The sequence below is a fragment of the Halomonas sp. MCCC 1A11062 genome (assembly GCF_021404355.1).
GTDB classification, from domain to species: Bacteria; Pseudomonadota; Gammaproteobacteria; order Pseudomonadales; family Halomonadaceae; genus Halomonas; species Halomonas aerodenitrificans.
Genome location: NZ_JABFTW010000007.1, coordinates 92,842 through 105,393, shown reverse-complemented (window position 1 = coordinate 105,393; position 12,552 = coordinate 92,842). Strand labels below are relative to the sequence as shown.

The window sequence follows — 12,552 nt, the reverse complement described above, 5'->3', positions numbered from 1 at the left end:
GACTTACATCTCCTCCGGGGCGCTGACCCCCATCAGATCGAGACCGTTGCGCAGCACCTGCCGCGTGGCCAGGCCCAAGGCCAGGCGAGCGTTGCGCAGCTCGTCGTCGTCGACCATGACCTTCACTGCGTTGTAGCAGGAGTGGAACTCGGCGGCGAGGTCGAGCAGATACTGGGCCACCTGCTGCGGCTCCCGCGAGGCCGCGGCATGGGCGACCACCTCGGGGAAGCGTGCCAGGCGGTTCATCACCGCCTTTTCCTGATCCTCTTCCAGCTTGCCGAGGCTGACCATGGCCAAGTCGTGATCGAAGCCCAGGCCCTGGGCTTCGGCCTTGCGCAGCATGCTGCACACCCGGGCGTGGGCGTACTGCACGTAATAGACCGGGTTGTCGTTGGACTGCGAGCGGGCCAGGTCGATGTCGAAGGTGAGCTGCGAGTCGGCGCGGCGCGCGGCGAGGAAGAAACGCGTGGCGTCGCGGCCCACCTCGTCGATCAGGTCGCGCACGGTGACGTAGCTGCCGGCGCGTTTGGAGAGCTTCACCTCTACCCCGGAGCGGGTCACCATCACCATCTGATGCAGCACGTAGTCGGGCCAGCCCTGAGGGATGCCGGTTTCCAGCGCCTGCAGGCCGGCGCGCACCCGGGTCACGGTGGAGTGGTGGTCGGCACCCTGCTCGTTGATCACGGTCTCGAAGCCGCGCTGCCACTTGTTCAGGTGGTAGGCCACGTCGGGCAGGAAATAGGTGTAGCTGCCGTCGGACTTGCGCATCACCCGGTCCTTGTCGTCGCCGAAGTCGGTAGTGCGCAGCCACAGGGCGCCGTCCTGCTCGTAGGTGTGACCGCCGGCGATCAGGCGTTCCACCGCCTCTTCCACCTTGCCTTCGCGATAGAGCGAGGACTCCAGGAAGTAGACGTCGAAGGAGACGCCGAAGGCCTTGAGGTCGAGATCCTGCTCGCGGCGCAGCCAGGCCACGGCGAAGTCGCGGATGGCATCGAGGTCGTCCGGGTCGCCCTTGGCGGTGACGTGACGGTCGTCGGCGTGCACCGTCTCGCCGGCCAGGTAGTCGTTGGCCACCTCGGTGATGTAGTCGCCGCGGTAGCCGTCTGCGGGCCAGGCGTCGTCGTCGGGCGTCAGGCCCTTGGCGCGGGCCTGCACCGAGAGGGCCAGGTTGGCGATCTGAGCGCCGGCGTCGTTGTAGTAGAACTCGCGGGTCACGTCATAGCCGGTGGCCTCGAGCAGCCGGCTGATACAGTCGCCGATGGCGGCGCCACGGCCGTGGCCCACGTGCAGCGGGCCGGTGGGGTTGGCGGAGACGAACTCCACCTGCACCTTGCGGCCGCGACCGGCCAGGCTGCGGCCGAAGGTGTCGCCGGCGTCGAGCACCTGGCGCACGATTTGGGCGGCGGCATCGGTGGCGGTGAAGAAGTTGATGAAACCGGGGCCGGCGATCTCCACCTTCTCCACGGCGTCGCTCTGCGGCAGCGCGGCGATCAGCGCCTCGGCCAGTTCGCGGGGTTTCTTGCCGGCCGGCTTGGCCAGCATCAGCGCCAGGTTGGTGGCGTAGTCGCCGTGGGCCTTGTCCTTGGTCGGGTCGACCTTGAGAGTCGGCGTGACGTCGGCGGGCAGGGCGCCCTGCTGCTTGAGCGTGTCGATGGCGTTCTCGAGCAGGGAAATGATCGTCTCTTTCATGAAGCGGTTATGTCCTGTAGCGGCTGGCGCACGAGATGGTGACGGTGACAAGGCACTCGCGAAAAGGCGCGGCCACGAAAGTTTGGCTGGTCGGCCATTATCGGCAATTGTGCCGCGGCTTTAAAGGTCGTGCGTTCAGCTCAGCGTCTGCGGGTCGACGTCGAGCGACCAGCGTACCCGCCGGGCCTCGGGCGAAGCCTCCAACCAGGCGGTGAGCCGGGCGCAGGCGGCGTGCAGTTGGCTGCGCCGACTGCCGCTCAGCATCAACTGCATATGATAGCGGTTCTGGCGCCGTTCCATGGGCGCGGGCACGGGCCCCAGGCAGCTCACGTCGGGGGCGTGCTCGCCGAGCCATTCGCGCAGCATCGCGGCCGCCTCGAGGCCGAGTGCCGCTGCCGCCTCTTCCCGCGGGCTCTCCAGGCGCAGCAGGGCGAGAAAGCGAAACGGCGGCAGGGCGGCGGCGCGACGCTCGGCCAGCAGTTGGCTGGCCAGGGCGTCGTAGCCGTGCTCGGCGAGCAGGCGCAGGTGCGGATCGTCGGTGTGCAGGGTCTGGACCAGCACGCGGCCGGGGTGGGCGGCACGGCCGGCACGGCCGGCCACCTGGGTAAGCAGCTGGGCGCTGTGCTCCAGGGCGCGAAAGTCGCTGGCATAGAGCCCGGCGTCGGCATTGACCACGATCACCAGGGTGACGTGGGGCAGATGGTGGCCCTTGGCCAGCATCTGGGTGCCCACCAGCAGGCAGGGCTCACCGCGCCTGACCTCAGCGAGGGTGCGCTCGAAGGCATCGCGGCGCCGCGTGCTGTCGCGGTCGATACGGTGCACCGGTACCTTGGGGAAGAGCGTGGCCAGGGTCTCCTCGGTGCGCTCGGTGCCGCTGCCCAAGGGGCGCAGGTCGGCGCTGCCGCAGTCGGGGCAGGCATCCGGCACTGGGCGGCGCTTGTCGCAGTGGTGGCAAGCCAGCATCGGCGGCTGGCGATGCAGGGTCATGCGCGCGTCGCAGGAGTCGCAGTCGGCCAGCCAGCCGCAGGCGTGACAGGCCAGGGTCGGTGCGAAGCCGCGACGATTGATGAATACCAGCACCTGATGTCCGGCTGCGAGGGTCGTGCGAATCGCTTCGATGGCCGGCGGGATGAGCCCGCCCTGACGCGGGCGGCCGCGCAGGTCGACCAGCTCCAGCCGGGCCGGGGCATGGCGGCTGGCGCGACGGGTCAGACGCAGGTGCCGATAGTTGCCGCGCTCGGCGTGATAGAGGCTCTCCAGCGAGGGCGTGGCGCTGCCCAGTACCAGCGGGATGGCGTGATGCTTGGCGCGGGCCACTGCCAGGTCGCGGGCATGGTAGCGCAAGCCCTCCTGCTGCTTGAACGAGCCGTCGTGCTCCTCGTCGACGATGATGGCGCCGGGGCGTGCCAGCGGCGTGAAGATCGCCGAGCGCGTGCCGATGACGATGGGCGCGCGGCCGCTGGCGACGGCTTCCCAGGCGTCCAGGCGTTCGTTGTCGGTGAGCCCCGAATGCAGCGCCACCACCGGCACCCGGAAGCGGCTCCGGAAACGTGCCAGGGTCTGCGGTGTCAGACCGATCTCCGGCACCAACAGCAGCGCCTGGCGACCGCGGGCGACCACCGCCTCGATCAGCTGCAGATAGACCTCGGTCTTGCCGCTGCCGGTGACGCCGTGCAGCAGGCAGGGATGAAAGGCATCGAGGCGTTCGTGGATCGTTGCCAGCGCCTGGGCCTGTTCGCGGTTGAGCGGTAGCGCCGGCTCGGCAAGCAGTTGCTCGGTGGCGGGTTCGGCGGCGGTGAGGGGAATCTCTTCGCGCACGGCAAGGCGTTTTTCCACCAGCGTGGACAACTGTTCGCGCGAATAGCCCTGGGCCACTATCGCCTGGGTCGGCAGCCCATGGGGATGTTGGCGCAGCATGGCCAGCAGCTCGGCCTGGCGCGGCGCTCGCTTCAGGCGCGGGTCGTCGTCACCGGGCTCCACCAGGGCCTGCCAGCGCTCGCGCATGCGGCCGGCCAAAGGGCGGCCCTGGCGCAGCAGCACGGGCATCGCCTGATGCAGGGTGTCGCCTAGCGAATGCTGGTAGTAGCGCGCGGTGAAGCGGCATAGCCACAGCCAGTCCTCCGGCAGCGGCTCGGCGTCCAGCCAGCACTCCACCGGCTTGAGCTGCTCCAAGGGGAAGTCGCTGCGCTCGCTGCACTCCACCACCACGCCGACCACCTGGCGCCGCCCGAACGGCACGCGTACGCGAATGCCGGGCTGCCAGCCGCAGGCAGGCGCCTCGCGGCACGGACGGTAGTCGAACATGCGTCGCAAGGGGCTGGGCACCGCGACGCGAAGCACGCGAGGCGGAAGCGAGGAGATGGAGTCGGGCAATTGGCCTCCGGCATCGACTCTGCTAGAATATCCGGCCGTCGTGGCGCCAGCTCATTGGCTCGGGCCCGCGGCTACCGGTTGGTTGAACGACTCAACGTTGTACGAAAAGACAACCCGTATGCGGTGCCTGGCAACGGATCAGGTGGCGGCATACCGCTCCATGAGGCTCAAGATGAAACAAGGTATTCACCCGGATTACAAGAAGGTCACTGCGACTTGCTCCTGCGGCGCAACCTTCGAGGTCGGCACCACCGTCGGCCATGACCTGTCACTGGACGTCTGCTCCCAGTGCCACCCCTTCTACACCGGTAAGCAGAAGCAGGCGACCACCGGTGGTCGCGTCGAGCGCTTCAACAAGCGCTTCGGAGCTGCCATCAAGCGCGGCTGATCCGGCTCGCCCCCAGGGCGACGATCGCAGCGCGAGAAAACCCGCCTTAACGGCGGGTTTTCTTTTGTCTGTCGTTTGCCGGGGAGATCGATAAGGTATCGGTTATGGTTGCCTTGCGAGGTATAAGTTGCAGCAAATGGTCAGCAACGTTCGCGAAAGCGCGTATAAAAAGCGCGAACGGGTGTTTCATTGAGATGTGGAAGGTTTTTCTATATGGTAGGTGGCCCTCCCCCAAGATGGATACCGGACTTTCAGCATGACAGACGCCAAGAAGCAGGCAGCGCTGGACTATCACGCCAAACCGATTCCCGGAAAGCTCTCCGTGGAGCTGACCAAGCCCACCGCTACCGCTCGTGATCTCTCCCTTGCCTACAGTCCAGGTGTCGCCGAGCCGGTACGGGAAATTGCCCGTGATCCGGAGAATGCCTACCGTTACACCGGCAAGGGCAATCTGGTCGCGGTGATCTCCGACGGCAGCGCCATCCTCGGCCTGGGAAATCTCGGGCCGCTGGCCAGCAAGCCGGTGATGGAAGGCAAGGGCGTGCTGTTCAAGTGCTTCGCCGGCATCAACTCGGTGGACGTCGAGGTCAATGCCGAGAGCCCCCAGGCCTTCATCGACACGGTGGCGCGCATTGCCGATACCTGGGGCGGCATCAATCTCGAGGACATCAAGGCGCCGGAGTGCTTCGAGATCGAACAGGCCCTGATCGAGCAGTGCAGCATTCCCGTGTTCCATGACGATCAGCATGGCACCGCCATCGTCACCGCGGCCGGCATGCTCAATGCGCTGGAGATCGCCGGTAAGCGGCTGGAAGATGCCAAGATCGTCTGCCTGGGCGCCGGCGCGGCGGCCATCGCCTGCATGAAGCTGCTGCTGGCCTGCGGGGCGCGCTCCGAGAATCTGGTGATGCTCGACCGTCGTGGCGTGATCCACGCCGGGCGCGAGGGGCTCAACCCCTACAAGGCGATGTTCGCGCTGGACACCGACAAGCGCACCCTGGACGATGCCATCGATGGGGCCGACGTCTTCATCGGCCTTTCCGGGCCCAACCTGATGACCGCCGAGCACATCCGCAAGATGGCGCCGAACCCCATCGTCTTTGCCTGCACCAACCCCGATCCGGAGATTCACCCCGACGTGGCACGCGAGGCGCGTCCCGACGTGATCATGGCTACCGGTCGCTCCGACTATCCCAATCAGGTCAACAACGTGCTGGGCTTCCCCTTCATCTTCCGCGGGGCGCTGGACGTGCGCGCCACGCGCATCAACGAGGAGATGAAAGTGGCCGCGGTACATGCGCTCAAGGATCTGGCGCGTGAGCCGGTGCCCCAGGAAGTGCTGGACGCCTACGAGCGCGAGCACATGGAGTTCGGCCCCGAGTACATCATTCCCACGCCGGTCGACGTGCGTCTGCTGGAGCGTATCCCGGCGGCGGTGGCCCAGGCTGCGGTGGACTCCGGCGTGGCACGGCGTCCTTATCCGGCCCACTACCCGCTGAAGACGGTGGATGACGTCTACGGCGCTTGATCGAGCGTTCGCGGCTTCGTCCCCATTACACTGCGCCGGCCCAAGGGCCGGCGCAGTGCGTTGCGTGGGTAGCGATTACCAGGTGTAGAGCAGCGTCACGCTGGTGGTATGGTCGGTGTTGGCATCGGCCGTTTCCGGCGGGCTCGAGTTGTGCCTCACCTCATGGGAGAGGCGCATCGACAGCCGGGAGTTGAGCCTGGCGGTCAGCGAGGAGACCGAGCGAGACGTGGTGTTCTCGTTGGCGGCTTCCACCGACATTTCCTGGCGTACGAAGGAGTGAGGGGAGAGCGTCCACATGTAATCGAGAGCGGCGTATAGCAATCCTAGATTGTCGTTCTCCTCATCCTTGATTTGGTCGTAGCGATAGCCCGGCCCCGCCTCCAGCGAGAGGCGGTGGCGCTGGGTATCGATCACGTCGCGTCCATAGCCGCCGATGGCAGTAAGCTGATGTTCGTAGCCGCTGAAGCGGTCCCTCTCCCAGCGGCCGAAGCCGAACAGGTAGTGAGGCCCGTAGAAGTCGTAGCGTTCACGCAGGGAGAGCAGGTACTGCTCGGCGCTGGTGGTGCCGTCTCGGGTCACGTTGCGCACTTCGCCACGTAGGGTGTGGCTCAGGCGCCCCGTCAGCCAGGTGAGCCGGCTCTTGCCGATCAGGGTCTGGCTGTCGGTATTGCCGGCGAGGTGGGTGTAGCCGAGCTCGGCTTCGCCGCTGAAGGTGGGGGAATCCTCTCCTGGCGGCGGCGGCGCATAGAATACACTGGCGGCAAGGGCGAGACCCGGAAAGAGCAGAAGCAGAAGTGCGAGTCCAATGGCACTCCATGGCCTGAGTCGTGGCCTGAATCGTAACATGGCAACGAACCTGTCCTGTTGTCCAAGGTAAAGCCGCCTCGAGGGCGGCATTCGTCAGTCGACAAGACGATGGCGGCATCCTTGCCGCCGGGAGCGGCGAGCTTGCTAGAAGATCGCCTCGTAGCTACCGGTGCCCTGCGAGCCGCTGCGCTGCTCGATCTCCTGCTCGACGCGGCGAGGTTCCATGTCGGGCAGATAGTCCGGATGGAAGATCTCGGTGATCCCGCCGGGCTGACCGTCGGTCAGACGGCGACCGGTCTGAGCGTCGACGCGGGCGGTGATGAGGCCGGCAGGCGGCTCGGGCCTGGCTTCCGGGCGGCCGTTGAGCGCATTGCCCATGAAGTCGATCCAGATCGGCAGGGCGGCATTGCCGCCGTACTCGGCGATGGTCTCGTTGTTGTCCTTGCCGATCCAGACGGTGACCACCAGATCGTCGTTGTAGCCGGCGAACCAGCCGTCGCGCTGGTTGTTGGTGGTGCCGGTCTTGCCCACCACGTCGTTGCGATTGAGCGACAGCGCGGAGCGCCCGGTGCCGCTCTCGATCACGTCGCGCAGCATGTCGCGCAAGATGTAGACGGCAGTGGGGTCGGCGACCCGGGGGGCGACGTCATAGGTTCTGCCATCGATGACGACCTCGGTCTGGCCCTCGTCGCAGCTACGGCAGGCGATGGTCGGGCGGGCCTCGTCGAGTACGTTGTCGTCGCTGCCGCGGGTGACGCGTTCGATGAACCACGGGGACACCCGATGGCCGCCGTTGGCCAGCACGGCATAGGCGTTGGTCATCTCCAGCGGCGTCAGGTCGGCGCTGCCTAGTGCCAGCGACAGGCCGTGAGGCAGGCGGCTGCGGCTGAAGCCGAAGCCTTCCAGGTACTCGATGGTACTGTCGAGGCCCAGGGTCTGCAGGATGCGGATGGTCACCAGGTTGCGTGAGCGGGCCAGGGCTTCGCGCAGCCGGGTCGGGCCGAGGAAGTCGCCGCTGGCGTTCACCGGACGCCACAGGCTGCTGCCGTCGTGCATGACCACCGGGGCGTCGTTGACCACGGTAGAGGCAGTCATCAGGCCGGTGTCCAGCGCGGCGAGGAACACGAACGGCTTGAAGATAGAGCCGGACTGGCGCTGGGCCTGCACCGCGCGGTTGAACTTGCTGGCGTTGAAGCTGAAGCCACCCTGGAGGGCGAGAATGGCGCCGGTATCGGGCTCCATGACCACGATGGAGCCTTCTGCATCGGGCCGCTGGGAGAGTCGCCAACTGCCATCGTCACGCTGCAGGATGCGCACCAGGTCGCCGCGCGAGGCGATCTCGCTGGCCGAGCTGGGCTCCGGTCCGCGGGCCCTGGGGCTGCGGTAGGCGCGGGCCCATGACAGGCCGTCCCAGTTCAGCGTGACGAGTTCGCCGCCGCGGGTCAGCACGCGCATCTCGCGGCCTTCGCTGGCCACCACGATGGCCGGCTGCAACGGGCCGAAGCCGGGGGTGCGCTCGAGCACTCGCAGCCAGTTGCTGACGTCGCCTTCGATGCCTTCCACGCGGGTCTGGCTGCGCTCGGCGGCCTGGCGGGCGGTCTGCATGATCTCCGGCGACTCGGCCAGCTCTTCCTCCAGGCCGCGGCGTTCGGTACGGGCCTGAGCCTCGGCCAGGCTCGAGGGGATTTCACGCTCCTCCGGGCCGCGCCAGCCATGGCGCGTATCGTAGTCGATCAGACCGCGCGCCAGGGCCTGGCGGGCGTAGGGCTGCAGTTCGCTGTCCAGGGTGGTGTGGATGCGGTAGCCGCCGGTGTAGGCTTCCTCGCCGAAGCGTTCCACGGCGTACTGACGCGCCATCTCCGCCACGTAGTCGGCGTCGACCTCGATCTGGGCCACGTGGCGGCGGGCCGTGACCGGCTCCTGCACGGCGGCTTCATAGGTGGCCTGGTCGATGTTGCCGAGATGACGCATGCGGTAGAGGATCCAGTTGCGGCGGATCAGAGAGCGCTCGGGATTGGCCAGTGGGTTGAACGACGACGGCGCTTTGGGCAGGCCGGCGATCATTGCCTTCTCTGCCAGGGTCAGCTCTTCCAGCGGCTTGTTGTAGTAGACCTCCGCGGCGGCGGCGATGCCGTAGGCGCGGTTGCCCAGGAAGATCTTGTTGACGTAGAGCTCGAGGATCTCCTCCTTGGTGAGGATGCGCTCCATTTGCAGCGCCAGCAGGATCTCGCGAATCTTGCGGGTAAAGGTGCGGTCGAGCGTGAGCAGATAGTTGCGCGCCACCTGCATGGTGATGGTGGAACCGCCCGACTGGATGTCGCCACCGCTGGAGACCAGTTCCACGGCGGCTCGCGCCAGGCCGCGGGGGTCCACGCCGCGATGCTCGAAGAAGGCGGCGTCCTCGGCGGCCAGCAGTGCCTGGATGAAGTCTTCGGGAATCTCGTCGAAGGAGACCGCCATGCGACGCTCCTCGCCGAACTCGCCGATCAGCTTGCCGTCACGGGTGAAGACGCGCAGCGGCGTGTGCAGCTCGAAGTCCTGCAACTGGCGCACGTCGGGCAGACCCGGGGCGAAGTAGAGGGCCGCCCCGGCCACGCTGAGCAGTGCCGCGGCGGTCAGCGATACCAATAGCCAGAAGGCCGAGAAAACCAAAGTCTTGATCCACTTCATGAAAAGGCGTTGTCCGTGGTGAGAGCGTGAAGAAATGGCGATGAAAGTGAGCCTTCACTGGCCTGCCCATTATAAGGAATCCGGACCTTCTACCACCAGCGTTGAGGGAGTGTCCGTCCAACTTTGTGTGGGCTGGCCAAATATCATGTAACCTCGGTCATGGAGAGCGAGTATGATTTCTGTCAGCCTTGTGGTTCCTGCTGCTTCAAGGCGCATAAGCATAATGTAGGACAGCCGCTCATCGCAGCACATACGCAAGGGCAACGATTGATGCGACTCAGACCCTCCGGTAAAGGGTTGATCGGTGTCGACATTACCTCGGCAACGGTCAAGCTGATCGAACTCAGGCGGATGGGTTCCCGCTACCAGATCGAAAGCTATGCCGTGAGGCCGCTGCGTGAAGGTGCCGTGGTCGAACGGCGCATACGCGACATGGGCGAAGTGGCCGACGCGCTGCGACGAGCCGTGGAGAGTGCACGTCCCACGTCACGCCTGGCCGTGGCAGCCGTTCCGGCCAGCGCCGCCATCACCAAGACCCTCACGCTTCCCGCCTCGCTCAACGACGACGAGATCGAGGCGCGCATTCAACTCGAATCTGACAAACACATTCCGTTTCCGTTCAGTGAGGTGGCCTTCGATTTTCAGCGCCTGGGGCTCAATGCCCGCTACGGCGACCAGCAGGACGTCCTGCTGGTCGCCTGCCGCCAGCAGGACGTCAGCCAGCTCACCGATGCGCTGAACCAGGCCGGCCTGATCCCGGCGGCGGTAGACGTGGAAACCTTTGCCATGGAGCGCGCCTTCGGCGAGCTGCGCCAGCAGCTGCCGCCCGCGGCGGGCGAAGACGACTGCGTGGCGCTGGTCGACATCGGTGCCACCATGAACGCCTTCCACGTGCTGCGCGGCGGCCGCATCGTCTACAGCCGCGACACCGTGTTCGGCGGACGTCAGCTCACCGAGGAGATTCGCGCGCGCTACGGTCTGACCCTGGAGGAGGCTGGGCTGGCCAAGAAGCGCGGTGGCCTGCCCGAGGATTACCGCGCCAGCGTTCTGATCCCTTTCATCGAGACCGTCGTTCAGCAGGTCGGCCGCTCGCTGCAGCTCTATTACACCGCGGGACGCAAGCATGAAGTGAAGCGCATGGTCCTTGCCGGTGGTTCCAGCGTGATTCCGGGGCTGGCCGAACGGCTCGCCCAGGAGAGCGCCATGCAGGTGGTGATCGCCAATCCCTTCCTGCGCATGCGCATCAATTCGCGTATCGACGTGCAGACCCTGGCCAGCGATGCGCCGGCCATGGTGACCGCTTGCGGCCTGGCGATGAGGTCGGTCTCATGAGCATCGAAATCAATCTCCTGCCCTGGCGGGAGCAGCAGCGCGCGCGTCGCAGTCGGCGCTTCTATCTGGCCCTGGCGGCGATGGCGGTGCTCGGCGGAGCCGGTGGGCTGGGCATGGCCCACTTCTACGACATGGCAGTGAGCGCCCAGCAGCAGCGCAACGCCCATGTGCAGGCCCGGATGCAGCAGCTCGACGGCGACATACGCTCGATTCGCGAATACGAAGCCATACGCGAGCGCATGATCGGTCAGGTTCAGGTCTTCAGCGACCTGCAGCAGGGGCGCTCCCAGACCGTGCGTGTGTTTCGCGACCTGACCCTGAGCCTGGTCGACGGCGTTCACTACACCCAACTGAGCCGGCAGGGCGATCAACTGCGGCTGTCGGGCCGGGCCGAGAGCAATCGCCGGGTCTCCGAGCAGATGCGGTCCCTGGCGGCTGCGCCCTCGTTCTCCGAGCCGGTGCTGTCGGAGGTCGAAGCCGATGGCGGAGGTGAGCGTCGTCGCTTCAGCCTCAGTGTGGTGCAGCTCATGGAAGGCGCTCAGGGGGCGGAAGACGCTGAAGCGGGAGACGAGTCATGAGCCTGCAGGCAGAGTTTCGTCGTCTCCGCGAGCTCGACTGGCGTGAACTGGACCTCAAGGAGTCCGGCACCTGGCCGCTGCTGCTGCAGTGGCTGTGCTGCCTGCTGGTGCTGGGCCTGACCTTCGCCGCGACACACTGGTATCTGGCGGGGCCCAAGGCCGATGAGCTGCAGCGTGCCGAGGCCGAGGAGGCACGCCTGCTGGCGGATTACCGCAACCGCGCCGCCCAGGCGGCCCAGCTGCCGGAGATGCTCGAGCAGATGGCCCGGCTCGAAACGCGCATGGGCGAGCTGATGGCCATGCTGCCTTCCGGCGCCGAGATTCCCTCGCTGATCGACAGCATCAGCGAAAGCGCCCTCGACCACCACCTGTCGATCGATTTCATTCGGCTGCGCAGCACCGTGGAGCGCGACTTCTATATCGAGCGGCCCTTCGATATCCAGGTGGAGGGCGAATATCACCACATTGCCGGCTTCCTGGCCGGCGTTGCGGCATTGCCGCGTATCGTCACGCTGCACGACTTCGTGCTGGCGCCGGTGGAGGGCAGCGATCGTCTGCGTCTCTCCATGCTGGCGCGCACCTACAGCTATCGGCCGCAGGGCGGGGAGGGTGCGCGATGAAAGTGCGCTGGCTGCTGGCCTTGGCAACCCTGCTGCTGGTCGGCTGCGCCGATCCGCAGCTGGGCGAGCTGGACCGCCGGCTGACCGACATTCGCAACGATCCCGGTATGCCGCGCCCGCTGGAGATGCCGGAGGTGCCCGACTATGCAGCGGTACCCTACCAGGCCAGCGATCGTCGCAGCCCGTTCCGGCCGCAGCTGCCGGAGCCGGACGCAGCACCGCGGGGCAGCAGCGACCTGGCGCCCGATCCCGAACGCGCCCGGGAGCCGCTCGAGACATACGACCTGGAAGCGCTCAGGCTGGTGGGCATCTTGACCATGGGTGGCCAGACGAATGCCCTGGTGAGGGCGCCGGGAGGCGAGGTGCATCGCCTGCGCACCGGCAATCACCTGGGGCGCAATCACGGCCGGGTGGTCGGCATCACCGACTCGTCGGTGCAACTGGTGGAGCTGGTGCCCACCGGCGGCGGTGGGTGGATGGAGCGAACGGCTCGCCTGGCGCTCGAAGAGCGTCGCTAGAGCACGGCGGCAGTCGAGGCAGCAGGGTAGTGGTAACGGGCAGAGGGGA

The 12,552-nt window shown here is 66.6% G+C and carries 10 protein-coding genes; 6 read left to right on the top strand and 4 right to left on the bottom strand.

Going from position 1 to position 12,552, the window contains the following annotated elements:
• Positions 1-3: 3 nt before the first annotated feature.
• Together argS and HOP58_RS09685 are read right to left on the bottom strand one after the other, a co-directional pair.
• Entirely contained in the window at positions 4-1,689 is a 1,686-nt protein-coding gene (argS, locus tag HOP58_RS09690) for an arginine--tRNA ligase (RefSeq protein WP_234260180.1), read from the bottom strand.
• Positions 1,690-1,824: 135 nt separating this feature from the next.
• Positions 1,825-4,062: a primosomal protein N' gene (locus HOP58_RS09685; RefSeq protein ID WP_234260179.1), complete on the bottom strand. Its 2,238-nt coding sequence runs from the start codon at positions 4,060-4,062 to the stop codon at positions 1,825-1,827.
• Positions 4,063-4,234: 172 nt separating this feature from the next.
• Here HOP58_RS09685 and rpmE point away from each other — a divergent pair, with 172 nt between their 5' ends.
• Together rpmE and HOP58_RS09675 are read left to right on the top strand one after the other, a co-directional pair.
• On the top strand, positions 4,235-4,450 hold the full coding sequence (rpmE, locus tag HOP58_RS09680) for a 50S ribosomal protein L31 (protein ID WP_026038326.1): 216 nt from the start codon (positions 4,235-4,237) through the stop codon (positions 4,448-4,450).
• Positions 4,451-4,706: 256 nt separating this feature from the next.
• Entirely contained in the window at positions 4,707-5,978 is a 1,272-nt protein-coding gene (locus HOP58_RS09675) for a malic enzyme-like NAD(P)-binding protein (protein ID WP_010630117.1), read from the top strand.
• A gap of 75 nt (positions 5,979-6,053) precedes the next feature.
• On the opposite strand, the gene HOP58_RS09670 is transcribed toward HOP58_RS09675, so the two are convergent.
• Both HOP58_RS09670 and HOP58_RS09665 read right to left on the bottom strand, forming a co-directional pair.
• Positions 6,054-6,824 carry a DUF481 domain-containing protein gene (locus HOP58_RS09670; RefSeq protein ID WP_010630116.1) on the bottom strand — a complete coding sequence of 257 codons (771 nt, stop codon included), beginning with the start codon at positions 6,822-6,824 and terminating at the stop codon, positions 6,054-6,056.
• 105 nt (positions 6,825-6,929) lie between these two features.
• Positions 6,930-9,455, bottom strand: a complete 2,526-nt coding sequence (locus HOP58_RS09665) for a penicillin-binding protein 1A (protein ID WP_010630115.1) — start codon at positions 9,453-9,455, stop codon at positions 6,930-6,932.
• A 270-nt stretch (positions 9,456-9,725) separates the two neighbouring features.
• Here HOP58_RS09665 and pilM point away from each other — a divergent pair, with 270 nt between their 5' ends.
• Genes pilM through HOP58_RS09645 form a run of 4 tightly spaced genes read left to right on the top strand, consistent with a single transcriptional unit; the run spans position 9,726 to position 12,503 of the window.
• On the top strand, positions 9,726-10,787 hold the full coding sequence (gene pilM / locus HOP58_RS09660; RefSeq protein WP_086509309.1) for a type IV pilus assembly protein PilM: 1,062 nt from the start codon (positions 9,726-9,728) through the stop codon (positions 10,785-10,787).
• Positions 10,784-11,365: a PilN domain-containing protein gene (locus HOP58_RS09655; protein ID WP_234260178.1), complete on the top strand. Its 582-nt coding sequence runs from the start codon at positions 10,784-10,786 to the stop codon at positions 11,363-11,365. The genes pilM and HOP58_RS09655 overlap by 4 nt, the downstream gene beginning before the upstream one ends.
• Positions 11,362-11,985 carry a type 4a pilus biogenesis protein PilO gene (locus tag HOP58_RS09650; protein ID WP_234250783.1) on the top strand — a complete coding sequence of 208 codons (624 nt, stop codon included), beginning with the start codon at positions 11,362-11,364 and terminating at the stop codon, positions 11,983-11,985. Before HOP58_RS09655 ends, HOP58_RS09650 begins: the two co-directional genes overlap by 4 nt.
• A complete protein-coding gene (locus HOP58_RS09645; RefSeq protein ID WP_234250782.1) occupies positions 11,982-12,503 on the top strand; it encodes a pilus assembly protein PilP in 522 nt (173 codons plus the stop codon). Before HOP58_RS09650 ends, HOP58_RS09645 begins: the two co-directional genes overlap by 4 nt.
• The last annotated feature ends 49 nt before the right edge of the window (positions 12,504-12,552 follow it).